The 26,031-nt window shown below is 63.8% G+C and carries 17 protein-coding genes; 9 read left to right on the plus strand and 8 right to left on the minus strand.

The features are described from left to right. Positions 1 to 21 precede the first annotated feature (21 nt). The 3 genes from L2I41_RS08250 to L2I41_RS08260 form a co-directional block, all read right to left on the minus strand. Positions 22 to 1,137, minus strand: coding sequence for a nickel/cobalt transporter (locus L2I41_RS08250; protein WP_237153061.1), 1,116 nt, complete (start codon positions 1,135 to 1,137; stop codon positions 22 to 24). Then, positions 1,128 to 1,826, minus strand: coding sequence for a DUF1007 family protein (locus L2I41_RS08255; RefSeq protein WP_237153062.1), 699 nt, complete (start codon positions 1,824 to 1,826; stop codon positions 1,128 to 1,130). The genes L2I41_RS08250 and L2I41_RS08255 overlap by 10 nt, the downstream gene beginning before the upstream one ends. A 103-nt stretch (positions 1,827 to 1,929) precedes the next feature. Then, a complete protein-coding gene (locus tag L2I41_RS08260; RefSeq protein ID WP_237153063.1) occupies positions 1,930 to 2,880 on the minus strand; it encodes a LysR family transcriptional regulator in 951 nt (316 codons plus the stop codon). Positions 2,881 to 3,586: 706 nt separating this feature from the next. Here L2I41_RS08260 and L2I41_RS08265 point away from each other — a divergent pair. The 4 genes from L2I41_RS08265 (at position 3,587) to L2I41_RS08280 (ending at position 7,302) form a co-directional block, all read left to right on the plus strand. Continuing rightward, entirely contained in the window at positions 3,587 to 4,717 is a 1,131-nt protein-coding gene (locus L2I41_RS08265) for a type III PLP-dependent enzyme (protein ID WP_237153064.1), read from the plus strand. Between the two features lie 292 nt (positions 4,718 to 5,009). Continuing rightward, entirely contained in the window at positions 5,010 to 5,540 is a 531-nt protein-coding gene (locus L2I41_RS08270; protein WP_237153065.1) for a GNAT family N-acetyltransferase, read from the plus strand. 315 nt (positions 5,541 to 5,855) lie between these two features. Further along, a complete protein-coding gene (locus L2I41_RS08275; RefSeq protein WP_390633998.1) occupies positions 5,856 to 6,845 on the plus strand; it encodes an SPFH domain-containing protein in 990 nt (329 codons plus the stop codon). Between the two features lie 4 nt (positions 6,846 to 6,849). Then, on the plus strand, positions 6,850 to 7,302 hold the full coding sequence (locus tag L2I41_RS08280; protein ID WP_237153066.1) for an NfeD family protein: 453 nt from the start codon (positions 6,850 to 6,852) through the stop codon (positions 7,300 to 7,302). Positions 7,303 to 7,309: 7 nt separating this feature from the next. Here the strand turns inward: L2I41_RS08280 and L2I41_RS08285 are convergent, their stop codons facing one another. Together L2I41_RS08285 and L2I41_RS08290 are read right to left on the minus strand one after the other, a co-directional pair. Next, complete coding sequence (locus tag L2I41_RS08285; protein ID WP_390634001.1) at positions 7,310 to 8,308, minus strand: inorganic phosphate transporter; 999 nt, start codon at positions 8,306 to 8,308, stop codon at positions 7,310 to 7,312. Then, on the minus strand, positions 8,308 to 8,949 hold the full coding sequence (locus tag L2I41_RS08290) for a DUF47 domain-containing protein (RefSeq protein WP_237153067.1): 642 nt from the start codon (positions 8,947 to 8,949) through the stop codon (positions 8,308 to 8,310). The genes L2I41_RS08285 and L2I41_RS08290 overlap by 1 nt, the downstream gene beginning before the upstream one ends. A 363-nt stretch (positions 8,950 to 9,312) precedes the next feature. Between L2I41_RS08290 and L2I41_RS08295 the strand changes: the two genes are divergently transcribed. The 3 genes from L2I41_RS08295 to L2I41_RS08305 all read left to right on the plus strand — a co-directional run bounded on the left by L2I41_RS08295 (position 9,313) and on the right by L2I41_RS08305 (position 15,761). After that, positions 9,313 to 11,814 (plus strand): FAD-dependent oxidoreductase, encoded by a 2,502-nt coding sequence (locus tag L2I41_RS08295; protein WP_237153068.1) that lies wholly within the window; start codon positions 9,313 to 9,315, stop codon positions 11,812 to 11,814. Between the two features lie 2,140 nt (positions 11,815 to 13,954). Continuing rightward, positions 13,955 to 14,245 carry a nucleotidyltransferase family protein gene (locus tag L2I41_RS08300; RefSeq protein WP_237153069.1) on the plus strand — a complete coding sequence of 97 codons (291 nt, stop codon included), beginning with the start codon at positions 13,955 to 13,957 and terminating at the stop codon, positions 14,243 to 14,245. Between the two features lie 106 nt (positions 14,246 to 14,351). After that, positions 14,352 to 15,761 carry an outer membrane beta-barrel protein gene (locus L2I41_RS08305; RefSeq protein WP_237153070.1) on the plus strand — a complete coding sequence of 470 codons (1,410 nt, stop codon included), beginning with the start codon at positions 14,352 to 14,354 and terminating at the stop codon, positions 15,759 to 15,761. A gap of 162 nt (positions 15,762 to 15,923) precedes the next feature. Here L2I41_RS08305 and galU read toward each other — a convergent pair whose 3' ends face one another. Continuing rightward, positions 15,924 to 16,805: a UTP--glucose-1-phosphate uridylyltransferase GalU gene (gene galU / locus L2I41_RS08310; protein WP_237153071.1), complete on the minus strand. Its 882-nt coding sequence runs from the start codon at positions 16,803 to 16,805 to the stop codon at positions 15,924 to 15,926. Positions 16,806 to 17,066: 261 nt separating this feature from the next. Here galU and L2I41_RS08315 point away from each other — a divergent pair, with 261 nt between their 5' ends. Further along, positions 17,067 to 18,341: a lytic murein transglycosylase gene (locus L2I41_RS08315; RefSeq protein ID WP_237153072.1), complete on the plus strand. Its 1,275-nt coding sequence runs from the start codon at positions 17,067 to 17,069 to the stop codon at positions 18,339 to 18,341. Positions 18,342 to 18,362: 21 nt separating this feature from the next. Beyond that, complete coding sequence (locus L2I41_RS08320) at positions 18,363 to 19,424, plus strand: SGNH/GDSL hydrolase family protein (protein ID WP_237153073.1); 1,062 nt, start codon at positions 18,363 to 18,365, stop codon at positions 19,422 to 19,424. Positions 19,425 to 19,500: 76 nt separating this feature from the next. Here L2I41_RS08320 and L2I41_RS08325 read toward each other — a convergent pair whose 3' ends face one another. Both L2I41_RS08325 and gltB read right to left on the minus strand, forming a co-directional pair. Beyond that, a complete protein-coding gene (locus L2I41_RS08325; RefSeq protein ID WP_237153074.1) occupies positions 19,501 to 20,919 on the minus strand; it encodes a glutamate synthase subunit beta in 1,419 nt (472 codons plus the stop codon). A 123-nt stretch (positions 20,920 to 21,042) separates the two neighbouring features. Continuing rightward, the gene (gene gltB, locus L2I41_RS08330) at positions 21,043 to 25,776 is read right to left on the minus strand and encodes a glutamate synthase large subunit (protein WP_507161414.1); all 4,734 of its coding nucleotides are present in this window, start codon (positions 25,774 to 25,776) and stop codon (positions 21,043 to 21,045) included. Positions 25,777 to 26,031 lie beyond the last annotated feature (255 nt).

Here is a 26,031-nt window from a genome sequence, read left to right on the forward strand (position 1 = left end):
GCGCGCTGTCGGTTTTAGCCGTCACACCGCATAGAGCGAGGCGCCGAGCATCAGGGCGCCGAACAGCAGGATCACAACCGCTGCCGCGGCTTCGAAGGCCGTGTGCAGGTGCGCCGTCCAGGCAGCTTCCGGTCGGCTCGCCGCCGCGCGGAGCGCAACGGCCCTGACCGAGACCGCCAGCAGCGTCAGCGTCGCGACGGTCAGGCCGGTGCCCATGCCCATGGCGAAAGTGGCGAGGATGCCGGCGGCATAGATGCCCTGGCTCAGGGCGAAAACCAGCACGATCAGCGCGCCGGTGCAGGGGCGGAAGCCCACGGCTGCAATGGCCGAGGACGCCTTCTTCCAGTCGAGCTTGCCGGCCACCGCGTCAGGCGTCGGCGCATGCACATGGCCGCAGTCGCAGGCGAGCCCCCCGTGGTCGTGATGGTGATGGCTGTGATCGTGGTGATGATGGTGGTGCCCATGGTCATGAGCGTGGCCATGATCGTGATGGTGGTCATTGTCCGACGCAAAGGCGACCGCTTGGCCTCCCGTCGTCACGGCGATCGGTGCATAACGCTCGCCGAAATTCCGCGCGATCGGCTGGACGATCTTGCGCCAGACCAGCCAGACGCCGAGGCCGGTGATCAGGGCGAAGGAGCCGATCTCCATCACCTGCGCCGCCTGCGTCATTGCGATGGACGTGGCGCCGAGCGCAATGGCGGCGATCGATACCAGCACCACGGCGGCCACAGCCTGCGCCAGCGCAGAGACGAAGGCCAGCACGGCGCCGTTGCGCGCGGTCTCACGGTTGGCCAGCACATAGGCCGAGATCACCGCCTTGCCATGACCGGGGCCGGCGGCGTGCAACACGCCATAGAGGAAGGAGAGGGCAATCAGCCACAGTCCGGCGCGGCCGTCGGTCTTCATGGCGCGCAGCGTTGCCGTCAGTTCCTGATAGAACTGCGACTGCCAGCGGGCGATCGCGGCGAAGAGGCCGGGCAGGAAGCCGCCGCCGGTCGGAGCGGGTTCGGGCAGTCCCACGCCGAAGGGGCCTGCGGCGAGCGCTGCGTGGCTTGAAAGCGCCATCAGTCCGGCGCCCAGCGCCAGCGACAGGGCAAGACTTGCAGCAACACGGCCGCGATGCGTCATGGGCATGAGATGTCGGCCCCGTTGGTCAGGTCGTTGGTGATCATCTGCAGATCCGCCGGGATGTTGCGCTGGTCGGCGGGAATCTGCGCCAGCGCCGCCATGGCGGCGGGATCCATGGAGTTGGAGTCCGGCCGGAACACCTTGAAGCTGCAGCCGGACGGTGCCTTGTCCAGCATCAGTGGCGTATCCTTGTCCTCGACGAAGTCGAAGGCGACGAAATAGGTGGGGTCATAGACCTCGAGCCGCGTCTTGTGTCCGGCGACGGTCACCGCGCCCTTGGTGGGCAGGGTGAAGTAGAGCGTCAGCAGGCCCTGGTCATCGGCTTGCAGCCAATATTCCTTGGGCGGATCGAAGTCCGCATCCTTGCCGTCGATGGTCAGGAAGGTGAAGAAGCCATAGTCAGGCATGGACTTGATGTTGAGATCGGCGAGAGGCTTCAACTCCTCCACCGACAGCTTGCCGTCGCCGTTGGTGTCGAGGCCCTGGCTGGCAAAGGCCGAATAGGCGTCGTCGAAGCGCCAGATGTTGCGGATGGCTGTGATCCGCCCCTCAGCGTCGAACACCACTTCCGCCTTGGCATCGACGAAGACATGGGGGTGGGCCACTGCGGCCGTTGTGGCGCAGGCAATGGCCAGCGACGTCGCGGCGGCCAGACGGGGCAGGTTCATCCAGGCGGACATCCGGGACCAGAGCATGTTCATTCCTTGGGTGTGCAGATGCGCACCGCGTCGAAACCGGCGCGATGGTGTCGTCCCAATTGGGGCATTACGATGACGACGGTCAAGCGCACAAAAGCGATCATTCCACCGCAGGTTCGGCGTCCTCGCGCGGCGTGCCGCCGAGGCCGGCGCGGCAGCGATCGCCTTCTGTTTCGAACCACTTGACCAGATGATCGACGAAGGCGCGGATCTTGGCCGACAGGTGGCGCCGGTGCGGATAGACGATGTAGATGGCGGCAAGGCCGATCTCGTAGTCGTCAAGCACGACCTCCAGCTTTCCGTCGGCGATGTCCTGCTCCACCATCAGATAGGGCACGCAGCCGAAGCCGAGGCCGGCGAGCGCTGCCATGCGCACCGCCATGGGCGAGTTCACCTCGATGCGGCCCGAGATCTGCACCGTCTGCTTCTGGCCGTCCACCAGGAAGCGCCAGTTGAAGCGGTTGCGCAGGTTGCTGTCGATGACGCAGGGCACGCGGGCGAGGTCGTCCGGGTGGGTGGGCCGGCCGAAGGTCTCGAACAGGTCGGGCCGGGCGACGGTGACGAAGCGATAGTCCGAGAGCTTGCGGGCGATCAGGCTGGAGTCCTGCAGTTCCGACACGCGGATGGCGCAGTCGAAGCCCTCGTCCACCAGGTCGATGAAGCGGTCGTCCAGCTTCAGCTCCAGCTTGATGGAGGGATGCAGGCGGGCAAAATCCATGATGGCGACGCCGAGCGCGTCATCGCCAAAGCTGCGCGGCGCGGTGACGCGCAACAGACCCGTCGGCTCGCCATGGCGGTCGCGCACCATGTCCTGCAGATCATCGACGCGCTGCAGGATTTCGCCGGCATCGCGATAATAGGCGTGACCGAGTTCGGTGAGCGACAGGCGGCGCGTCGTCCGGTTCATCAGGCGGGCGCCCAGTTCGTCCTCGAGCTCCTTCACATATTTGGAAATCAGCGCCTTGGAGCGGCCCAGCTTGCGGGCGGCGGCGGAGAAGCCGCCGGCGTCGACGACCTCGACGAATGTGCGCATGCGCGTGAGCGTGTCCATGAATGACGCTTTCCAGTTGGCTGCTCGATCGGCGGTCCTGGCCTGTGGCTGCCGCGAGAGAGATCCTGCCTGCTCACCTTGTCCGATTCGTGCCCGTTTGTAGACTGGGTTTCCGCGGCAGATTGTTAAGGATTTGTCAGGAAATTCAACTGGAAAGCCCGGATTTCCGGGCCTTTTTGGCGGCTGGAATAGGTTATTCCGTTTTTTTCTAGCATTTTCTCTTGCACGAGGGGGCGATGGGGATTACATCCGCTCTTGCCCAATTTCGCACGTGCCTGTGGTTGCGTGCCGGCTTCGCTAGGGCCGCTAACGGCGGTTCCGGCGAGGGCAAGCCGGTGACCGGAGATAAACCGGGTCTAAGCTGCTTCTCAAGCGGCGGACGCGACTTAAAGCAACGACGTAGAGGGCTTTTTTGGTCTCTGCCGGCGCTCCAAACGCCGGGGTTACTGAAGAGGCAACTACTTCCTTGCCGGACGTGCGGATCGGAGAAATCCCTTCCAATCAAAGGCTGGCCGACTGAAGCGTTCATTCGTCACGGTGATCTGACCGGGGATGGCTGTCGCTCAAGTCAACACTTCACCCTCCGGGTCCCCATGGGGTCCGGATGAGGGTTCATGTCGCTTGCGCCTCGGGTCCACACCGATGCGCGGGATGGGATGATTCACCCTCGTGTGCCGCACCTTGGACGCTCGGAGCTCCGACTGACATGACCGCTCGCATCCTCGACTTCCTCGCCTCCCGACGACCCGAAGGCCCCTGCCTCGTTGTCGATCTCGACGTTGTTCGCGACAATTTCACCGCGTTCCGTCATGCGCTGCCGGACACCCGCATCTTCTACGCCGTGAAGGCCAATCCGGCGCCGGAAGTTCTGTCGCTGCTCGCCGATCTCGGCTCCTGCTTCGATTGCGCTTCGATCCCCGAGATCGAGATGGCGCTCGCCGCCGGTGCCACGGCCGACCGCATTTCCTTCGGCAATACCATCAAGAAGGAGCGCGACATCGCCCGCGCCTTCGAGCTGGGCATCCGCCTGTTCGCCGTGGATTGCGAAGCCGAAGTCGACAAGATCGCCCGTCAGGCCAAGGGGGCCAAGGTGTTCTGCCGCATCCTGTGCGACGGTGCCGGGGCCGAATGGCCGCTCAGCCGCAAGTTCGGCTGCGAGCCGTCCATGGCTGCCGAAGTTCTTGAATATGCCCATCATTCCGGTCTCGATGCCTATGGCGTGTCCTTCCATGTGGGCTCGCAGCAGGCCAATCTCGAGGCTTGGGACGGGGCGCTGGCGTCGGCTGCCGCCATCTTCAACCAGTTGGGCGAGCGCGGCATCACGCTGCGCATGGTCAACATGGGCGGCGGCTTCCCGACCCGTTACCTCAAGGACGTGCCGGCCACCGAGGCCTATGGCCGCTCGATCGACGAGGCTGTGCGTCGCCATTTCGGCAACCACATTCCCGAGACGATCATCGAGCCCGGCCGCGGCATGGTCGGCGGCGCCGGCATGATCAAGGCCGAGGTGGTGCTGATCTCCAAGAAGCACCGCGACGACGAGCAGCGCTGGGTCTATCTCGACATCGGCAAGTTCGGCGGTCTGGCCGAGACGATGGAAGAGGCGATCCGCTATCCGATCCGCACCCGTCACGACGGCACGGAAACCGCGCCCTGCATCCTCGCCGGCCCGACCTGCGACAGCGCCGACGTCCTCTATGAGAAGACGCCCTATCCGCTGCCGCTGTCGCTGGAAATCGGCGACGAGGTGCTGATCGAGGGCACCGGTGCCTACACGACCACCTATTCGGCGGTCGCCTTCAACGGCTTCGCGCCGCTCAAGGCCTATGTGATCTGATCCTGTGACCAAAGGTCACCCGAGCCGACCGGCGAGGCGGCCCGTATGGGCCGTTCACCCGGAAGCCCAAGTGACCGAAGGTCACCCGAGCCGACCGGCGAGGCGGCCCGCAAGGGCCGTACCCCCAGAGGCCCAAGTGACCGCAGGTCACCCGAGCCGACCGGCGAGGCGGCCCGCGAGGGCCGAAAGGAAAACAGGAAAAGACCCCGACTGACATCGCTCCGGACGGCTGTTCGCCCGGTACCCGTTGACCTGCTTGCCTCCGAGACTGCCGGAGGCTCGGGTTGCTGCCATGATTGCCTATAGCGATGAACTCTGCGGCGACGTTGCCGCGCGTGACACCCTTCTCGATCGTGTCTTCGGACCGGCGCGCTTTCGCAAGTCGTCGGAGCGCATTCGCTCCGGTCGCCTGCCGGCCGACGGCCTGGCGCTGGTCGCCCGCGACGGCGACAAGCTCATCGGCACCGTGCGCCTCTGGCACGCCGCCTGCGGTCGCTCGGGCACGCCGGTGCTGCTGCTCGGCCCGCTGGCGGTGGATGGCGACTATCGCAGTGAAGGCATCGGCGCGGCGCTGATGCGTCTTGCCATCGCCCGGGCGCGCGAGGCCGGTCACGGCGCCATCCTGCTGGTTGGCGATGAACCCTATTACCGCCGTTTCGGCTTCTCGACCCGCAACATGGGCGGCCTCGCCATGCCCGGCCCCTATGAGCGCAGCCGCTTCCTCGGCCTCGAACTGATCCCCGGCAGCCTCGCCGGCGCCGAAGGCGTCCTGCGCCCGACCGGCCTGCCTGCTGTCGAGACCGCTGTTCCCGCCGCCGCGTAAGGGACTGTGCTTCGAGAAGGAAGTCCGACCTGCGGTCCCTGTCCTACATGGGAGGCCGCAGGTTGGCGGAGGCCTTGCGCTGCTTGACAGGACGGCTGGCTCGACGGCTCTTCGCCGATAATCAACCTATTGCTCGGGCTTCGTCGATTGCCCGTTTGAATTTCCCGACTGCAGCACCTAGATTCAGCGCGCTCTGACTGCGGAAGCCGTCGGCGTCTGGGACACCAGTGCCGCGACCGGCTCACCGGTCAGATCATCGGCCGAGGGATGAGACCGCAAGGCTCAAGGCACCCAGTGGCTCCGGGGAGATTTGCCATGGATATCATTTTGACTGGCGGTGACGTCGCGCTCATCGCGCTTGTTCTTTTTGTGATTGTTGTGCTGTTCGCCGGCGTCAAGCAGGTGCCGCAGGGCTATAACTGGACCGTCGAGCGTTTCGGTCGCTATACGCGCACGCTGCAGCCCGGTCTCAATCTGATCGTCCCCTTCTTCGATCGCGTCGGCGCCAAGATGAACCGCATGGAGCAGGTGCTCGACATCCCCAGCCAGGAGATCATCACGCGCGACAACGCCACCTGCAAGGTGGACGGTGTGGCCTTCTTCCAGGTGCTGGATGCAGCGCGGGCCGCCTATGAGGTGGCCAATCTGCACAATGCCATCCTCAACATCACCATGACCAACATCCGCACGGTCATGGGCTCCATGGAGCTCGACAACCTCCTGTCCAACCGCGACGAGATCAATGCGCGCCTGCTGCGCACCGTCGACGCGGCCACCGAGGCCTGGGGCGTCAAGATCACCCGTGTCGAGATCAAGGACATCAATCCGCCGGCCGATCTGGTGGACAGCATGGCGCGGCAGATGAAGGCCGAGCGCGAGAAGCGCGCGTCCATTCTCGAGGCCGAGGGCATGCGTCAGGCCGCCATCCTGCGCGCCGAGGGCGAAAAGCAGAATCTCGTGCTGCAGGCCGAGGGCCGCAAGGAAGCTGCCTTCCGCGATGCCGAAGCGCGCGAACGCTCGGCGGAAGCGGAAGCCAAGGCGACGGCGCTGGTGTCCGAGGCGGTGTCCAAGGGCGACGTGCAGGCGCTCAACTATTTCATCGCCGACAAGTACACCCAGGCGCTGGCCCAGTTCGCCCATTCGCCGAACCAGAAGATCCTGATGCTGCCGGTCGAAGCCTCGGCGCTGATCGGGTCGCTGGGCGGCATCGCCGAGCTGGCCCGCTCCGCCTTCAGCCCGGAAACCGACGCGACCAACCGCGCCAAGCGTACGGGCTCGGTGCCGACCGTCACCCGGGAAGGATAACGCCATGGGGCTGACCCAACAGATTGTCGCCTACCTCGGGCCGTGGTCCTGGTGGGTGCTCGCACTGGTGCTGGCGGGGATCGAGGTGCTGGCGCCGGGCACCTTCTTCATCTGGTTCGCCATTGCCGCCGGCTTGACGGGCGCCCTTGCGCTGCTGGTGACGCTCGGCTGGCAGGCGCAGGTGGTGATCTTCGTCGTGCTGGCGGTGGTGGCTGCGCTGGTCGGTCGCCGCTATTATGGCCGCGCCGGTACCGAGGCGGACGGGCTCGCCAATGATCGGGCCGGTCGGCAGATCGGTCGCTCCGCCGTGCTCGACACGGCGATTTCCCACGGCACCGGCCATATCCGCCTTGACGATACGGTCTGGCGTGTCGAGGGGCCCGACCTGCCGGCAGGTGCGCGCGTGCGCATCACCGGCTACCGCGACGGCCGGTTTCAGGTCGTCGCGGAAGGCTGAGAGGCTGTCAGAACAGGCTCGCGATCCAGTAGGTCGCGGCGGAGATCGCCGCCGCGGCGGGCAGGGTGATCACCCAGGCCACCACGATGTTGCCGGCAAGGCCCCAGCGCACCGCCGAGGTGCGGCGGGCCGAGCCGACGCCGACGATGGCGCCGGTGATCGTGTGGGTCGTCGACACGGGCACGCCGAGCCAGGTGGCGCCGAACAGTGTCAGGGCACCGCCGGTTTCGGCGCAGAAGCCCTGCATCGGGTTCAGTCGGGTGATCTTCGAGCCCATGGTGTGGACGATGCGCCAGCCGCCAAACAGCGTGCCGGCGGCCATGGCCGCCTGGCAGGACAGCACCACCCACAGCGGCACGTGGAAATCGCTGCCGAGATAGCCCTGCGAATAGAGCAGCACGGCGATGATGCCCATGGTCTTCTGCGCGTCGTTGCCGCCGTGGCCGAGCGAATAGAGCGAGGCCGAGACGAACTGCAGCGAGCGGAAGGCCTTGTCGACGCCATGCGGCGTCTGGCGCACGCAGATCCAGGTGACGATCAGCACCAGCACCATCGCCAGCACGAAGCCGACCAGCGGCGACAGCACGATGGCGCTCGCCGTCTTGGCAAGGCCCTCCACCACGATCGAACTGGTGCCTGCCTTCATCAGCCCCGCGCCGACCAGGCCGCCGACAAGGGCGTGCGAGGAGGAGGAGGGAATGCCGAAGATCCAGGTGATCACGTTCCAGGCGATGGCGCCGACCAGGGCGGCAAAGATCACTGCCGGGGTGATCACGGCCGGATCGACGATGCCCTTGCCGACCGTGTTGGCCACATGCAGGCCGAAGAACAGGAAGGCGATGAAGTTGAAGAAGGCGGCCCAGAACACCGCATATTGCGGCCTGAGCACACGGGTCGAGACGATGGTGGCGATGGAGTTTGCCGCATCGTGCAGGCCGTTCAGAAAGTCGAAGGCCAGCGCCACGAAGATCAGGCCCGCCAGCAGCGGAAAGGCGAGGGTGTCCATCAGACGTTCTCGATCACGATGCCGCTGATTTCGTTGGCGACGTCCTCGAAGCGGTCGAGCACCTTTTCAAGTTCGCCATAGATCTGGCTGCCGACGAAATAGGCCATGGCGTCGGTCTTGCCATAGCTGCGATAGAGCTCCTTGAGGCCCTTCTCGTGCAGTTCGTCCGAATGACCTTCCACGCGCGTCACCTGCTCGGCGATGGCGCTCAGGCGGGCGGCATTGGTGCCGGAGGCACGCAGCAGCGGGATGGCCTCGGCGATCAGCTGTGCGGCGCGCAGGATGTCCTGCCCCATTTCCTGCATGCCCGGCTCGAACTCGGTGCGTTCGAACAGGCGGACGGTCTTCACCACGCGGTGCATGGTGTCGATGGTGTCGTCGAGCGACTGGATCAGGTCCTTGATGTCGCTGCGGTCGAAGGGGGTGATGAAGCTGCGGCGCACCGCCAGCAGCACGTCGCGGGTGATGCCGTCGGCCTTGTCCTCCAGCGCCACAACGACGTCACCCTGCCGCACGATGTTCTGGCCGGTCAGCAGGCCGTTGAGCGCCGTGGCTGCGCCGACGACGGTCGCCACATGCTGTTCGAACATGTCGAAGAACTTGTCTTCGCGGGGCAAGAGTTTCCTGAACCAGCCGAGCATGGCGTGTACGTCCCAGTAAAATGACAGTTTTATGACAGAGCCGATAGCCGACTTTCCCAGTCTTGACCAGTCCGTAACGGGCTGATTTCCCGTGACTTTTGCTAATGGGTCGAGGCCATTCCGCCCGAAAGATTAGCCGGCTTTCAGCTTCTGCCTTGGATTCACGTTCAAATCACCCGGAGCGCGCGACGGAAAACCCCACCGAAATCCACTCGCTGCCCACCATGCGCAAAAACACCGAGGGGGTTCGCCCAAACTCGTAAATTAGCAATCGCGTATATAATTATAGTCCGAAATTAAACGAAAGACGCACCGCGATGGACGCCCGGTGGCGGGCAGATCCGGCGGTGAAGGAGCAAGACGATGAAGGTCATCATCATTGGCGGCGTGGCCGGTGGCGCCACGGCAGCGGCGCGCATTCGCCGCAACGACGAGACAGCCGAGATCCTTCTGGTCGAGCGCGGCCCCTTCATCAGCTTCGCCAACTGCGGCTTGCCCTATCATATTTCCGGCGCCATTGCCGACCGCGAACAGCTGCTGGTGACCTCCGAGCCGCTGTTCGAGGCGCGCTACAAGGTGGATGTCCGCTCCTCCACCGAAGCCATCGCCATCGACCGGTCCGCCAGGACCGTGCTGCTGCGCGATCTCAAGACCGGCGAGGAGACCGAAGAGTCCTATGACCGCCTGCTCCTGTCGCCGGGCGCCGAAGCGGTGCGGCCGCGCCTGCCGGGCATCGACTCGAAGCGCATCTTCACCCTGCGCAACATCCCCGATCTCGACCGCATCATGGATCACCTCACGGGTGCCAGCCCACGCCGGGCCGTGGTGATCGGCGGCGGCTTCATCGGCATCGAGATGGCCGAGAACCTGCACGAGCGCGGTCTCTTCACCACGCTGGTCGAGGGCGCGGCGCATATCCTCGCCCCGCTCGACGACGAGATGGCCTCCATCGTGCACTCGCACATGAAGGACAAGAACATCGAGCTCTATCTCGGCGACAAGATCGAGCATTTCGAGGACAAGGCCGACCACACCCTCGTCTTCCTCGCCTCAGGCAAGCGTCTGCAGGCCGACATCGTGGTACTCGCTATTGGCGTCCGGCCGGAGACGACCCTGGCACGCGGCGCCGGGCTGGACCTCGGGCCCACCGGCGGCATCAAGGTCAACGCCTTCCTTGCGACCTCCGATCCCGACATCTACGCCGTCGGCGATGCCATCGAGATCGTCCAGACCATTTCCGGCCGCCCGGCGCTGATCCCGCTTGCCGGGCCTGCCAACCGCCAGGGCCGTACCGCCGCCGACAACATGCTCGCCGCCTCGGACGACCAGCGGAAGCGCTATGACGGCACGCTCGGCACCGCCATCCTCAAGGTGTTCGATCTTGCTGCCGCCAGCACCGGCCTCAACGAGACCCAGCTGGATGCCGCCGGCATTGCGCATCTGGCCACCATCACCCACTCTGGTTCGCATGCCTCCTATTATCCCGGCAGCAAGCAACTCAGCCTCAAGCTGATCTATGCGCCCGACGGCCGCATTCTCGGTGCCCAGGCGGTGGGCGCCGACGGCGCCGACAAGCGCATCGACGTCATCGCCACGGCCATTCAGGCCGGCCTCAAGGTGCAGGACTTGTCGAACCTCGAACTTGCCTATGCGCCGCCCTTCGGCTCGGCCAAGGATCCGGTCAACATCGCCGGCTATGTGGCCGCCAATGTGCTGAACGGCAGCCACGAGGTGATCGACTGGCGCTCCTTGCGCAAATACATCGACAAGACGCCGGGCGTCCTTCAGCTCATCGACGTGCGCACGCCCGAGGAATATGCCATCCAGACGCTGCCCGGCGCCCGCAACCTCGAGCTAGACCATCTGCGCGAGCGCCTCGGCGAACTCGATCCTTCCAGGCCCACCGTCGTCTTCTGCCAGATCGGCATGCGCGGCTATCTTGCCTATCGCATCCTCAAGCAGGCCGGCTTCGCCGACGTGCGCAATCTCTCCGGCGGCATCAAGACCTATACCTGGGCCACCGAGAAGCAGGCCAATCCCGACATCTTCGATTACGAGGACATCAAGCGCCGCAGCCCGGCCGAGATCGAGGCCGAAACCGGGGCCTGCGCCATCGTCACGCCGGTCGCCGACCGTCACCGCCTCAACGCCGTCGGGCTGCAATGCCCCGGCCCGATCATGAAGACCTACCGGGCCATGGAGGCCATGCAGCCCGGCGAGCGGATCGAGGTTGTGGCCTCCGACCCGGCTTTCGGCAAGGACATCCGCGCCTGGGCGCGCAAGACCGGCAACGAGCTCCTGGGCATCGAAGCGTCCAAGGGCCTGATCACCGCGCTGTTGCGCAAGGGCCAGAAGCCGCTGGTGGAGCCCGCCGCTTCGGCTGTGCCCGCCCGCGAGAAGACGACGCTGGTGGTCTTTTCGGGCGATCTCGACAAGGTCATGGCCTCGCTGATCATCGCCAATGGCGCGCTGGCCATGGGCAAGCCGGTCAGCCTGTTCTTCACCTTCTGGGGCCTCAACGTGCTGCGCCGCGCCGACGCGCCCAAGGTGAAGAAGTCGCTGATCGAATGGGGCTTCGGCGCCATGCTGCCAAAGGGCGTCAGCAAGCTCGACAGCCTGTCCAAGATGAACTTCGCCGGCATCGGCGCCCGCCTGATGCGCAAGGTGATGGCCGACAAGCATGTGGAGACACCGGCGAGCCTGCTCAAGACACTCATCGACGGCGGCGCCCAGGTGATTGCCTGCCAGATGTCCATGGACGTCATGGGCATCCGCGCCGAGGAACTCATCGACGGTGTCGACCTCGGCGGCGTCGCCGCCTTCCTCGCCGAGGCGCAGGAATCGGGCACGACGCTGTTCATCTGAGGGAAGTGCAAAGGCGCAAAGGCAATCGCAACGGAGACCGGTGACTGTTTACCCAAGGGGCTAACTGTCACCTCCTGTATCCGGCTGCTCCGAGCCAGTCTTGGACGGAACTCAGAAGAGCGTCATCCATCCCCGCCCCCGATCACCAGACCGAAAGCCAAGCCCGTTGCATTTCCATGAGAAATTCAGGTGACGTTGCTGGCAGGCCGGACGCATCGCCGATGACGGCGTCAACGCTACAGTGCGGACAGAGTGCGGTCCGATCTCCGTCGATCCACGTTGTGACCTCCAAGGAGGCAAAGGTGGCGCCACAGGAAAAGCAGCCGCATTGCCCACTCGCTTCGATCTCGTGGCGGTGATCAGCGCAATGAGTATGGGCGATCTCGAGAGAAGGGGGCATGCGCTGCACCGAGAAGGAGTCTAGCATATCTCGCTCTTTTAGGTGCAATTCTGGGCTCAAGCAATCGTTCCGCATCGGTTCGACTCTACGCCGCCAACACCTTCTATCTGTGAAATAGAGACGCAGTCACCGCAGTTTTATGTGGCAAAGGCGCCGCAGAATTGCGGTGACTATTCGCCCAATTCACGTGTGTCGCCCGCTGTTCGTCCTCTGCCCTTTCAGTGAATTGGGCCAACTGTCACCAGGCAATTCGTCCTCGCCTGGACTGCAGGCCCGATTTTGCCGGCCTCATCCGGTCGCTGCCCTTTTGCAATCAAAAATATTTTATATTATCAAATACACTTTATATGATATTAAAATGTACGGCATTATACAAAAAATAACTAGGGAAGGATAATATTGGTTGCAGTGCGATACATAGTAAATTCGGAAATATAAATGCCCATTCCATACATCCTATCGTGCCTTCTTACGGCGATAGTCACATATCCGGCTGGTAGCTTATTCTATCCGCAAGTCGTTTCTATTGCGGTTTTTGTGCATGTTTATTTCGAATCGAGATCAGCAGGGCGCGCAGAGAATGAAGTCGTGACGGAATTCGATGCTGGTATATTCATGATATACGGAGCTTTGGCTTTTTTCTCATCGTGCTTGCCAATCATGATGCCTGACAGTCTCGTGGCCACGGTCGCGCATTCGACAAATTTTTCCAGAATCTCTGAATATATTGTAAATTACACGGCTTATGTGAACCCTGTTCTTCGAGTTGATGGAGCGGAAAAACTATACCTCTGGACCGTGTTCATGTATGTCATTCCGACGACCATCGCATGCTCGCACAGCCGGATGATCAGATATATTGGATATTATATGTCTCGAGGATCTAGGAAATCTCTTTTCTCTGTTTCAGATAAAATAAAGGCATATATCGGTATATCTATTATGTTTATAGGTCTTGATGGTTATTTTAAATTCACAAATGTCTATATGAATTTGTATGCAAATCACTGGTATTCTGGAATTATCTATAATTTTTCTAAGGGGAGATTTCTTCTATTGGCGAAGGGCTCCGTATTCACTTTGATGTTGTTGCTTCTGTCGCTGTCTTGCTTGATGGCTATCCCTCACCAGTTACGCACGAAGGCCTAACCGTCACCTTTGTTCCCGACCATTCCGAGCGAGACCCTCGCTTCCCGCGCAGAGGGTGACAGGAAACGCCGGCTCTCGCATCTGTCCTTCTCCCCTTGTGGGAGAAGGTGCCCGGTAGGGCGGATGAGGGGTGTGGGTGCCTGCATTTGGCGCGAGCTGCCGATCCTTTCACGCCGCAGAATTGCGGTGACTGTTCGCCCAATTCAGGTGTGCCGCCCGCTGTTCGTCCTTTGCCCTTTCAGTGAATTGGGCCAACTGTCACCAGGCAATTCATCCGCGCCTGGACTCCCGGCCCGAATTGCCTGGTGACAGCTATCCGAACTCACTCTCCCCCTTGCGTCTGCCTCCAACCGGCAGTCCATGAGTTCGAAAAGCAGTCACCGCAATTCTCCGCGCTCTGCAAAGGCGTTCGCAACTGCAACCGGTGACCGTTTCCCCGAAGGGGTAACTGTCACCCTCTGTACCCGGCGATTCCAAGTGCTGGCCTTTCCGACTTCATTCAGCCACGAGCCTCTGTCGCTTCTGCTCGCGCGTTGTTTTTGACGCTTTTCCCGCCTATCATTCAGCCGCAGCCCGACGGGGACAGACGCCATGAAGCCCTCAAATGCCCTTGAGTCGAACCGTGACATCATCCGGCGCGTAGTGGAGGCCCATCGCGCCGAGAATGCGCGCGTGTTCGGGTCGGTCCTGCGAGGCGAGGATACCGATGGCAGCGACCTCGATATTCTCATCGATCCGACTGCCGAGACGACACTGATGGACGTTGCCGCCATTCAGTTGGAGTTGCAGCGCCTTCTTGGGGTGTCCGTCGATGTGCTGACTCCGCGTGCCTTGCCCGACGCCCATCGCAGCAGGATTCTGTCGGAGGCTGTGCCTGTATGAGCAAGGCGCCATAACTCCCCCATCCTAACCCCTTCTTAACCACGATCGTTTACCAATTGTCAGGAGTTGCGCCCCCGGTGGCGCGTGGCAGTGAGTGGTCGGGGTGATGATCGGGCGGATCAGGGCGGTGGTGCTGGCACTGGTGGCGATGAGCCTGCCGGGGGGGGGCCATGCGCAATCGGTTCCCGATGGCACCGACGACACGCTGGCGACGCCTGTGAGTGCCGATGCGCCGGTCGATCCGGCGACGCAGGATCCCTATCCGGTCGACGACCTCAAGGGCCCGAACGACACGGTGACGGCACCGCAGCAGCCACCGGTCGGACTGGCCCTGCGTCCGGCCATCGATCCCACGCCGCTGCGCACCGTCGTCCGGCCCGTCGATCCCCAGCAGAGCGCCAAGCTGCCGGTTACCGGTCCGATCCCGCAGGCGGTCGATCGCGAAGGGGATGCGCGGGCCGAATATGATCCGATCGGCCTCAAGGTCGGCAGCTTCACCGTCAATGTCACGTCGACAAGCGGTGTCGGCTATACCCATCATTCCACGTCGGGCAACGAGGTCTATCTGCGCAGCAGCGGCGAGGTCACCGGCAAGTCCGACTGGGACAGCAACAGCGTCGACTTCACCTTGCGCGGCGCCATCAAGCGCTCGGTCAGCGGCACCGACGAGCTGAAGCCGGAGGGCGACGCGATCCTCAACGGCAGCTTCGCCATCACCGACGTGGACCGGCTGCTCGCCGGCGTCGCCTGGACCTTGCGCGACGACGACGACACCACTGGCAACATCCACACCTTCTCGGGCACTGTCGGCTATGAGCGGTCGGCGGGGCTGATCGGCCTGCGCTCCAGCTTCGGCGTCGACCGCAGCCTCTATGACAAGGGCGCCGATCGCGACAACACCACGCTGTCCGGCTCGCTGCGCCTGTCGCTTGATAGCGGCGCCGTGGTGGAGCCCTTTGTCGAGGGCGGTGTCTTCACCCGCCTGTTCGACGCGCACACCGACAGCAACGGTTATCGCCGCTCGGGCATCGGCGGCGAGCTCAAGGGTGGCTTCACCATCGACGATGGTCCCGTTACCGGCGAGATCTCGGCCGGTTATGCCCTCGAGGATGTGGACGATCCGGCACTGCAGGATATCCGCGGCTTCATTGTCGACGGCAAGATCAACTGGGCGGCGACCGAGCTGACCACCGTGTCGGCGACGCTCGCCACCAGCCTCGACCCCACCACCTCGGCCGGGGTGTCCGGCACGGTGACGCGCGAGGGCACTGTCTCCGTGCAATATGCGCTGGCACCCAATGCCTATGTCTTCGGCGGCGGCGGTCTGAGCTTCAAGGACTATGTGGGAAGTTCGCAATCCGAACTCACCAGCACGCTGACCGCCGGTGCGGGCTACCGTCTCAACAGGACGGTCGAGCTCGGCCTGACGGCGACGCACAAGATGGTGGACGCGTCCACGTCAGGCGGGGACTATACCGAAAGTTCGGTCGAGGCGACGCTGACCTTGCGTCATTGAGCGGCGGCGCGCGGCGTTTGCGGCCAGAGTTCCCTAAGCGTGACATTCCGGCCTGCCCTGACGGGGGCGCGGGCGACATATCCGCGACAAACCCGCCGCCTTGTCACGCAAAAGGGCGACCCAAGCGGATCGCCCTTTCAAGTCCTTGCAATATCAGCTGTTTCAGCCCTTGGCGATGATGGCTGAAAGCTCGCCGGCGATATCGGCGTGAATGTCCTTGCGGTCGAGGGCATAGGCCACATTGGCCTGCAGGAAGCCCAGCTTGGTGCCGGTGTCATAGGTCGTGCCGCGGAAGCGGACGCCATAGAACGGGTCTTCCTTGGCAAGACGAAGCATGGAGTCGGTCAGCTGAATCTCGCCGCCGGCGCCCTTTTCCTGGTTGGCCAGAAGTTCAAAGATCTTCGGCTGCAGAATATAGCGGCCGGAGATGAAGAGGTTCGACGGTGCTTCCGACGGCTTCGGCTTTTCGACCATGCCGGTGACTTCGAACACATCTTCGGAAATCGTCTTGCCGGTGGCGACGACACCATATTGATGCGTCATCGACGGATCGCATTCTTCGAGGCTGAGGATATTGCCGCCGGTGGTGGCATAGGCTTCCACCATGGACTTGAGGCAGGGGGTGTGATGCTTCATCAGCATGTCCGGCAGCAGCACCGCAAAGGGTTCATCCCCCACGATATCCCGGGCGCACCACACCGCATGCCCCAGCCCCAGCGGCTCCTGCTGGCGGGTGAAGGAGGTGGTGCCGGCACCCGGGCGCTCGGCCTTCAGAAGCTCCAGCGCTTCCTTCTTGTTGCGGGCGGCGAGCGTTGATTCAAGCTCGAAGGCCATATCGAAATGGTTTTCGATGACTTCCTTGCCGCGACCAGTGACGAAAATGAAGTGTTCGATGCCGGCAGCCTTGGCTTCATCGACGACATATTGCAGGGCTGGACGGTCCACGACCGTCATCATTTCCTTGGGGACGGCCTTGGTTGCCGGAAGAAAACGTGTGCCGAGACCGGCGACGGGGAAAACAGCTTTACGAATACGCTTGGACATCAACAAACTCCCGCGGGACTTGCGCGCTCCTCCGAGTAGGCGAGGGCGGACAAGTCTATGACTTCTACTTTAGCCGAAATTGGTTCAGAATTATGAAATACTGCTGTCATTCCAATGGATTTTGACGGCAGTGCCCATCCGTAAAGTTCCGGAGTTCAGGCTGGAAAGGTGCATCTCGTTTACCTCGCGTTTACCATGGGGCGCCTCAAGTGATCTCAAGCATGTTTTGTGCCTTTCCTTGACAACCGATCGGATTTTCCCATGCCCGGAACGCCATTTCCTCGCCTTGTCCTGTCGGGTCTGATGTCCGTCCTGCTGGTCGCCTGCGGCTCGCTGGGCGGTGAGGTCGGCCTTGATACGCCAACCGCTTCGGCGGTGCCGGCGCTGTCCGATGGTGCGATTCCCCAGGAATTCCAGACGTTTGTCGAAGGTTTGTGGCCGGCGGCGTCCGCAGCCGGCGTCAGCCGAGCCACCTTCGATCGTGCCTTTGCCGGCGTTGGCCCCGACCCGGAAGTGTTGCAGAAGGCCGGGTTCCAGCCGGAGTTCAACCGCAAGATCTGGGACTATCTCGACGACATGACCGCTGACAGCCGCATCGCGACCGGTCAGCAAATGCTCGCCCGCTACAGCGGCCTGCTCGATCAGATCGAGGCCCGCTATGGCGTCCAGCGTCAGGTGGTGCTGGCGGTCTGGGGCATGGAGAGCACCTATGGCAAGATCCTTGAAGACCGAACCAAGGTGAAGAATGTGGTGCGCGCCTTGGCAACGCTTGCCTGGAAAGGCGGCAGCCGCGCCGGCTATGGTCGCCAGCAACTCATTGCAGCGCTTCGCATTCTCGAACGCGGCGACATCGACGCGCCGCACATGACCGGCAGCTGGGCCGGTGCCATGGGGCAGACGCAGTTCATCCCAACCACCTATCTTGGCTCTGCCGTCGATTTCGATGGCGACGGTCACCGCAACATCTGGACCTCGGTGCCCGATGCGCTTGCCTCCACCGCCAATTACTTGCGCAAGGCCGGCTGGCAGTCCGGCGCCACCTGGGGCTATGAGGTCAGCCTGCCGGTGGCACCTGCGTTCTCCGATGGCAGCACCGCCTCCGTCGGCGATTGGGTGAAGCGGGGCGTCGTCAGGGCCACCGGGGCGCAGTTCCCCCGCCTCACCGATCGGGCCACGCTCTATCGGCCGGCCGGTCCCGAGGGGCCGGTGTTCCTGCTGCTGCATAACTTCACGGTCATCAAGCGCTACAACGCTGCCAACGCTTATGCGCTTGGCGTCGGCCATCTTGCCGACCGCATTGCCGGCGGTGGCCCCTTTGTCGCCAAGTGGCCGCGCGGTTATGAGCCCCTCGACGAGGCCGGACGCACGGAGTTGCAGGGGCTTCTCAAGGCCAGGGGCTACGCAATCACCAAGGTTGATGGCAAGATCGGCGCCGAGAGCCTGACGGCCATTCGGACCTATCAGGCATCGGTTGGCTTGCCGGTTGACGGCAACGCGTCACTGGAGTTGCTGCAATATCTGCGCTCGGGGCGATAGTCTGCGGCGTGGAGGGGAAGGATGACGGCGGTGCGCCACGGGCTGGCTCTGATCATGCTGCTGGCTGTTTGCCTGACGTCCGGGGTTGCCTCGGCACAGGAGGTGGACCGGCGCCCCTTCATCATGCGCCTGTTCGGTATCGGTGAGGAGCCACCAGCCGGGCCGCCGCAAGGCGCCAAGATCATCAACGTGCCGCAAGCGCTGAAGGCGCGCCCTGCCGTGCCGCAGGTGATCATCGCGCCGAAGGATGAGGATGCGCGCGTGGTGCTGGTCATCGGCGATCGGCTGGCCAGCGATCTTGCGCGGGGGCTCGACGTCGCCTTTGCCGACGCGCCCGACGTGCGGCTCGAGACCGATGTCGTCGACCCCTCCGGTTTGCGCGACCAGAGCGCCACGAACTGGCGGGAGCGGCTCGAAGCGCGCCTGGCCAAGGAACCGCGCCCGGCGGCGGTGGTCGTGATGTTCGGCCTCGACGATGCCGGACCGATCACCACTGAAGACCGGGAGGTCGCCTTTCCGTCTGCCGACTGGGAGATCGTCTACAAGGCTCGGGCCGACGGGATCATCAATCTTGCGCGCAATCGCAATCTGCCGCTCCTTTGGGTCGGTCTCGTCCCGGTCGCGGACGCTGCGCAGACCAACAGCCTGATCTATCTCGATTCGATCATTCGGGCGGAAGCGACCGGCGGCGATGTGTCCTACGTGGACGTCTGGGATTCCTTTTCCCTTGCGGGGGCCTTCACGGTGTCGGGGCCGGATATCTCCGGTCAGGTGCGCCAGTTGCGGCTGAAGGACGGGACGGGCTTCACCCGCAGTGGAGCGCGCAAGCTTGCCTTCTACGTGGAGCAGTCATTGCGCCCGTTGCTGGATCGACCGAACCGCACGAAGGACCTGCTCGGCAGCGCGACGGGGGAGGGGCTGGTGATGCTTCTCAACGACCCGCAAGCGGCGACCGACGATCATCTGGTCACCGCGACCGACCTCAGCCTGCCGAAACCGGGCTCGCCGATCCACAGTCTCGTGGTCGAGGGGCATCCGGTTGCGCCGGTGCCTGGGCGCGTCGACGACCTTGCCTCGGACTGACGACACGGAGCAAATGCACAACGGGCCGGTGCTGCTGGCACCGGCCCGTCAGGATTTGTCTTGAAACCGCTTGAGCTTAGCGCGGCAGGACGCTGGAGCCCATCAGGAACTCGTCGATGGCGCGGGCGGCCTGACGGCCCTCGCGGATGGCCCAGACCACCAGCGACTGGCCACGGCGCATGTCGCCGGCCGCGAAGACCTTGGGAACCGACGTCTTGTAGTCGAGCTCGTTGGCCTTGACGTTGCCGCGCGCGTCCTTGTCGACGCCAAGGGCGTTGATCATGCCCTCGTGCACCGGCGAGACGAAGCCCATGGCCAGCAGGACGAGGTCAGCCTTGAGCGAGAATTCCTTGCCGGCGACCGGCTGGAACTTGGCGTCCACCTCGGTGCATTTCACCTCGGTCACGCGGCCGTCCTTGCCTTCGAAGGCGATGGCGGTCACAGCGAACAGACGCTCGGCGCCTTCCTCATGCGAGGACGAGGTGCGCAGCTTCATCGGCCAGTTCGGCCAGGTGGTCAGCTTGTCTTCCTTGACCGGCGGACGCGGCATGATCTCGAGCTGGGTGACCTTGAGGGCGCCCTGGCGCACGGAGGTGCCGATGCAGTCCGAACCGGTGTCGCCGCCGCCGATGACGACGACATGCTTGCCGCCGGCGAGGATCGGCTCGACATTGTCGAGCGGCTCGTCGGAAACGCGGCGGTTCTGCTGCGGCAGGAACTCCATGGCGAAATGCACGCCGGAGAGGTTGCGGCCGGGGATCGGCAGGTCGCGCGGCTTTTCCGAACCGCCCGACAGCAGCACGGCGTCATGCTCGGCCTGCAGCGTCTCGATGGCGACGTCGGTGCCGACCTTGACGTTGAAGTGGAAGATCACGCCTTCGGCGACCAGCTGGTCGACGCGACGCTGCACCACCTTCTTGTCCAGCTTGAAGTCGGGGATGCCGTAGCGCAGGAGACCGCCGGCGCGGGCGTTCTTCTCGTAGACATGCACTTCATGGCCGACGCGGGCGAGCTGCTGGGCAGCGGCAAGGCCTGCCGGGCCGGCGCCGATGACGGCGACCTTCTTGCCGGTCTTGACCTTGGCGATCTGCGGCTCCAGCCAGCCTTCCTTCCACGCCTTCTCCACGATGGTCGCTTCGATCTGCTTGATCGAAACGGGGGTGTCCTCGAGGTTCAGCGTGCAGGAGGCTTCGCAAGGCGCCGGGCAGATGCGGCCGGTGAAGTCGGGGAAGTTGTTGGTGCTGTGCAGATTGCGCGACGCGGTCTCGTAATCGGCGTTGTAGACCAGATCGTTCCAGTCGGGGATCTGGTTGTTGACCGGGCAGCCGCGATGGCAGAAGGGCACGCCGCATTCCATGCAGCGGGCCGCCTGCCGTTCGATCTCCGGTTCGGAGAGCGGCAGCGTGAACTCGTTATAGTGACGAATGCGGTCGGCGGCAGGCTGATACTTCAGCTCCTGGCGATCAAATTCGAGAAAGCCGGTGACCTTGCCCATCTTTCACTCCAATCCAAGTCTCTTCGGTCCGGGAGGGGCGGCGTGCGGCTTTGCGAAGCGCGCGCCTGCCTGTCGTCTCTGGACCCTTCTTCATTCAAGCGAGGGTTAGGGGGAGGCCGAGGATCACTCGGCCGCCTGACGTTGGGCTGCCATGGCTTCGAGCGCCTTGCGGTACTCGACCGGCATCACCTTGACGAACTTCGGACGATAGGCTTCCCAGTTGTCCAGGATCTCCTTGGCCCGGGTCGAACCGGTCCAGTGCACATGGCTGGAGATGAGCTGCCACAGGCGTTCGCTGTCATGGCGCGTCATGTCGCCGGAGACGTCCACCTTGCCCTTGAAGGCGAGGTCGCCGCCCTGATGGTGCAGACGCTCGAGCAGGGCGTCCTCTTCGGGCACCGGCTCCAGGTCGACCATGGCGAGGTTGACGCGCTTGCCGAACGAGCCGTCTTCGTCGAGCACATAGGCGATACCGCCGGACATGCCTGCGCCGAAGTTGCGGCCGGTCTGGCCAAGCACGACGACGATGCCGCCGGTCATGTATTCGCAGCCGTGATCGCCCACGCCCTCGACCACTGCGACGGCGCCCGAGTTGCGGACGGCGAAGCGTTCGCCGGCAACGCCGCGGAAGTAGCACTCACCCTCGACGGCGCCGTAGAGCACGGTGTTGCCGACGATGATGGACTTGGACGGCTCGATCTTCGAGACGGGGTTCGGACGCACGACGATGCGGCCGCCCGACAGGCCCTTGCCGACATAGTCGTTGCCGTCGCCGACGAGGTCGAGCGTCAGGCCGCGAGCGCCCCAGGCGCCGAAGGCCTGGCCGGCGGTGCCGGTCAGCGTCACGCGGATGGTGTCGTCGGGCAGGCCGGCGTGACCATAGCGCTTGGCGATCTCGCCGGAGAGCATGGCGCCGACCGAGCGGTTGACGTTGATGATCTTGGCGTCGATCTTCACCGGGGTCCTGGATTCAAGCGCCGGCAGGGCTTCCGCGATCAGCTTGCGATCGAGGATGTCGTAGATCGGGTGCGCCTGGCTCTGGGTATGGCGCCGTTCGTCTGCCGAAACGTCCGGCATGTAGAACAGGCGGCTGAAGTCCAGACCCTTGGCCTTCCAGTGTTCGATCGACTTGTTCTTGTCGAGGATGTCGGTGCGGCCGACGATGTCTTCCAGCTTGCGGAAGCCGAGGTCGGCCAGGATGCGGCGCACTTCCTCGGCGACGAAGAAGAAGTAGTTGATCACGTGTTCCGGCTGGCCGTGGAAACGCTTGCGCAGCACCGGATCCTGGGTGGCAATGCCGACCGGGCAGGTGTTGAGATGGCACTTGCGCATCATCAGGCAGCCCGAGGCGATCAGCGGCGCGGTGGCGAAGCCGAAGCCGTCGGCACCGAGCAGTGCACCCACGATCACGTCGCGGCCGGTACGCACGCCACCGTCCACCTGCAGTTCGACACGCGAGCGCAGGCCGTTCAGCACCAGGGTTTGCTGGGTCTCGGCAAGGCCGATTTCCCAGGGGCTGCCCGCGTGCTTGATGGAGGTGAGCGGGGAGGCACCGGTGCCGCCCTCGAAACCGGAGATGGTGATGTGGTCGGCGCGCGCTTTGGCGACGCCGGCGGCAACCGTGCCGACACCCACTTCCGACACCAGCTTCACCGAGACCTCGCCCGTCGGGTTGACGTTCTTGAGGTCGAAGATCAGCTGCGCCAGGTCTTCGATCGAGTAGATGTCATGGTGCGGCGGCGGCGAGATCAGCTGCACGCCCGGGGTGGAGTGGCGCACGCGGCCGATGACCGCGTCCACCTTGTGGCCGGGCAGCTGGCCGCCTTCGCCGGGCTTGGCACCCTGCGCCATCTTGATCTGCATCTGGTCGGAGTTGACCAGATATTCGGTGGTGACGCCGAAGCGACCGGAGGCCACCTGCTTGATGGCCGAGCGCATGGAGTCGCCGTTGGCCATCGGCACGAAGCGGTCGGATTCCTCGCCGCCTTCACCGGTGTTGGACCGGCCGCCGATGCGGTTCATGGCGATGGCGAGGTTGGTGTGCGCCTCGCGGCTGATGGAGCCGTAGCTCATGGCACCAGTGGCAAAGCGCTTGACGATCTCCTGGGCCGGCTGGACCTCGTCGAGCGGGACGGGCTTGTTGCCGATCTCCTCCGCGCTCTTGATGCGGAAGAGGCCGCGGATGGTGGTCAGCGCCTCGCTCTGGGCGTTGATCACCGACGAGAATTCCGCCTGGAACTTCTCAAACGAGTTGGTGCGCACGGAATGCTGCAGGCCGGCGATGGTGCCGGAGGTCCACACATGTGCCTCGCCGCGCATGCGCTGGGCATATTCGCCGCCGACTTCCAGCGAATGGGCCAGAACCGGGTCGACGCCGAAGGCGCGGCCGTGCCGCTCGACGGTTTCGCGGGCGATCTGCTCGAGACCGACGCCTTCGATCCGGGTAGCGGTGCCGAAGAAGTATTCCTTGACGAAGTCGGACTTCAGGCCGACCGCGTCGAAGATCTGCGCGCCGCAATAGGACTGATAGGTCGAGATGCCCATCTTCGACATGATCTTGAGCAGACCCTTGCCGATGGACTTGATGTAGCGATAGACGATCTCGTACTCGCTGACGTCGCTCGGGAAGTTCTCCTTCATGGCGATCAGCGTGTCGAAGGCGAGATAGGGGTTGATCGCTTCGGCGCCGTAACCGGCCAGGAGCGCGAAGTGATGCACTTCGCGCGGCTCACCCGATTCCACCACCAGACCGGCGCGGGTGCGCAGACCCTTGCGGATCAGATGATGATGCACGGCGGCGGTGGCGAGCAGCGCCGGGATACCGATGCGCTCACGACCGACCATGCGGTCGGAGAGCACGATGATGTTGTAGACCTGACCGGTCGCCGAGACGCGCACGGCCGCTTCCGCCTGGATGCAGATGGCTTCCAGGGCAGGTCGCATGCCGGCAGGGCCGTTGGCGGCGGGATAGGTGATGTCGATGGTGATGGTCTTGAAGCCCGAACCCTCGACGTCCTCGATGGTGCGGATCTTCTCCAGGTCCTCGTTGGTGAGGATCGGCTGACGCACTTCAAGGCGCTTCTGGGCCTTGTCACCTTCCTGGTCGAACAGGTTGGGGCGCGGCCCGATGAAGGAAACCAGGCTCATCACCAGCTCCTCGCGGATCGGATCGATCGGCGGGTTGGTGACCTGGGCGAAGTTCTGCTTGAAATAGGTATAGAGCAGCTTGGACTTGTTCGACAGCACCGAGATCGGGGTGTCGGTACCCATGGAGCCGATGGCTTCCTGGCCGGTCATGGCCATGGGCGGCAGCAGCACCTTCAGGTCTTCCTGGCTGTAGCCGAAGGACTGCTGCAGGTCGAGGATGCTCTCCATGGTCTTGGGCGCGCGCGGCGGCACTTCCGGCAGATCTTCAAGCACCAGCTGGGTGTCGTCGATCCACTGGGCATAGGGCTGCGCGGTGGAGATGGACTTCTTGATCTCGTCGTCGGAGACGATGCGACCGGCCTGCAGGTCGATCAGCAGCATCTTGCCCGGCTGCAGGCGCCACTTCTGCACGATCTTCTCTTCCGGGATCGGCAGGGTGCCGGCCTCGGAGGCGAGGATCACGCGGTCGTCGTCGGTGATGACATAGCGGGCCGGACGCAGGCCGTTGCGGTCGAGCGTGGCGCCGATCTGCAGGCCGTCGGTGAAGCAGACGGCGGCCGGGCCGTCCCACGGCTCCATGATGGCGGCGTGATACTCGTAGAAGGCCTTGCGCTCGGCGTCCATCAGGTCGTTGCCGGCCCAGGCTTCGGGGATGAGCGTCATCACCGCGTGCGGCAGCGAGTAACCGCCGCGCAGCAGGAACTCCAGCGCGTTGTCGAAGCAGGCGGTGTCGGACTGGCCTTCATAGGAGATCGGCCAGATCTTGCTGATGTCGTCGGCGAAGGCCTTGGACGTGGTGGTCGCCTGGCGGGCATACATCCAGTTGACGTTGCCGCGCAGCGTGTTGATCTCGCCGTTGTGGGCGACCATGCGATAGGGATGCGCCAGCTTCCAGGACGGGAAGGTGTTGGTCGAGAAGCGCTGATGGACGAGCGCCAGCGCCGACACGAAGCGCGGGTCGGCGAGGTCCGGATAATAGGCGGCGACCTGATAGCTCAGGAACATGCCCTTGTAGACCACGGTGCGCGAAGAGAAGGACACGGTGTAGAACCAGTCCTGGTTCCGCTTGGTGGCGCCGTTCCAGTCGGCTTCATAGACGTCGCCCGACAGCACCTTGCGGGAGATATAGAGCTTGCGCTCGAGGAGCTCGCCCTCAAGGCCGGCGTCGGAGGCGACGAAGATCTGGCGGTGCAGCGGCTCGGTGGCGCGCACGCCGTCGGAGAGCTTGGAGTTGTCGGTGGGCACATCGCGCCAGCCGAGGATCGAGAAGCCCTCGGCCTTGACCGAACGCTCGATGATCTCGATGGCACGGGCGCGCTCGGCCTCGTCGCGCGGCAGGAAGAACTGGCCAAGGCCATACTTGCCCGCTTCCGGCAGGGTGAAGCCCAGCTTGGCGCATTCCTCGGCAAAGAACTGGTGCGGGATCTGCACGAGAATGCCCGCGCCGTCACCCATCAGCGGGTCGGCGCCGACGGCGCCGCGATGCTCGAGGTTCTCGAGCACGTAAAGCGCGTCCTTGACGATCTCGTGGCTCTTGCGGCCCTTGATATCGGCGACGAAACCGACGCCGCAGGCATCATGCTCCTTCTCGGAGGCATAGAGCCCGGCGTCCGCGGCTTTCGCGCGAGCGTCCGCCGTCATATGGGTCGTGCGGTTGGCAGTCTCCGTGGCCAAGGCAGAACCAGGTTGCGGCATCTTCCCGTCGCTCATCATCATCGCGGTTTCCTCGTCTACAAGGGCTGGGCATGCGCCCGGCTCGATTTGTTTCCATCCCTGATCCGGCGCGTCGCGCGGATCCCATGTCCTGACCGGTTTGCAAGATGCGTTCCGGTCGTGTCTGCGGCATCGGCCTGTGGGCCAATTCCGGTGGCTCGGAGGTCAAGTGACAGCGAAAGCCATCGTCCTTATCCCGTGGAACCGGGGTAAAGAGACAGCTTGCGAAACCATCTTGTCCTTGCGATCGCT

Source organism: Oryzibacter oryziterrae, from assembly GCF_021864535.1.
Lineage (GTDB): Bacteria > Pseudomonadota > Alphaproteobacteria > Rhizobiales > Pleomorphomonadaceae > Pleomorphomonas > Pleomorphomonas oryziterrae.

Bases quoted from the DNA above. Each gene is read 5' to 3' on its own strand.
- L2I41_RS08270 (WP_237153065.1), top strand. From the start codon at position 5,010: ATGATTGCCTATAGCGATGAACTCTGCGGCGACGTTGCCGCGCGTGAC.
- galU (WP_237153071.1), bottom strand. From the start codon at position 16,805: ATGTCCAAGCGTATTCGTAAAGCTGTTTTCCCCGTCGCCGGTCTCGGC.
- L2I41_RS08300 (WP_237153069.1), top strand. From the start codon at position 13,955: ATGAAGCCCTCAAATGCCCTTGAGTCGAACCGTGACATCATCCGGCGC.
- L2I41_RS08255 (WP_237153062.1), bottom strand. From the start codon at position 1,826: ATGCTCTGGTCCCGGATGTCCGCCTGGATGAACCTGCCCCGTCTGGCC.
- L2I41_RS08320 (WP_237153073.1), top strand. From the start codon at position 18,363: ATGACGGCGGTGCGCCACGGGCTGGCTCTGATCATGCTGCTGGCTGTT.
- L2I41_RS08250 (WP_237153061.1), bottom strand. From the start codon at position 1,137: ATGCCCATGACGCATCGCGGCCGTGTTGCTGCAAGTCTTGCCCTGTCG.
- gltB (WP_507161414.1), bottom strand. From the start codon at position 25,776: ATGAGCGACGGGAAGATGCCGCAACCTGGTTCTGCCTTGGCCACGGAG.
- L2I41_RS08260 (WP_237153063.1), bottom strand. From the start codon at position 2,880: ATGGACACGCTCACGCGCATGCGCACATTCGTCGAGGTCGTCGACGCC.
- L2I41_RS08325 (WP_237153074.1), bottom strand. From the start codon at position 20,919: ATGGGCAAGGTCACCGGCTTTCTCGAATTTGATCGCCAGGAGCTGAAG.
- L2I41_RS08285 (WP_390634001.1), bottom strand. From the start codon at position 8,308: ATGGACACCCTCGCCTTTCCGCTGCTGGCGGGCCTGATCTTCGTGGCG.
- L2I41_RS08315 (WP_237153072.1), top strand. From the start codon at position 17,067: ATGCCCGGAACGCCATTTCCTCGCCTTGTCCTGTCGGGTCTGATGTCC.
- L2I41_RS08280 (WP_237153066.1), top strand. From the start codon at position 6,850: ATGGGGCTGACCCAACAGATTGTCGCCTACCTCGGGCCGTGGTCCTGG.
- L2I41_RS08295 (WP_237153068.1), top strand. From the start codon at position 9,313: ATGAAGGTCATCATCATTGGCGGCGTGGCCGGTGGCGCCACGGCAGCG.
- L2I41_RS08305 (WP_237153070.1), top strand. From the start codon at position 14,352: ATGATCGGGCGGATCAGGGCGGTGGTGCTGGCACTGGTGGCGATGAGC.
- L2I41_RS08275 (WP_390633998.1), top strand. From the start codon at position 5,856: ATGGATATCATTTTGACTGGCGGTGACGTCGCGCTCATCGCGCTTGTT.
- L2I41_RS08265 (WP_237153064.1), top strand. From the start codon at position 3,587: ATGACCGCTCGCATCCTCGACTTCCTCGCCTCCCGACGACCCGAAGGC.
- L2I41_RS08290 (WP_237153067.1), bottom strand. From the start codon at position 8,949: ATGCTCGGCTGGTTCAGGAAACTCTTGCCCCGCGAAGACAAGTTCTTC.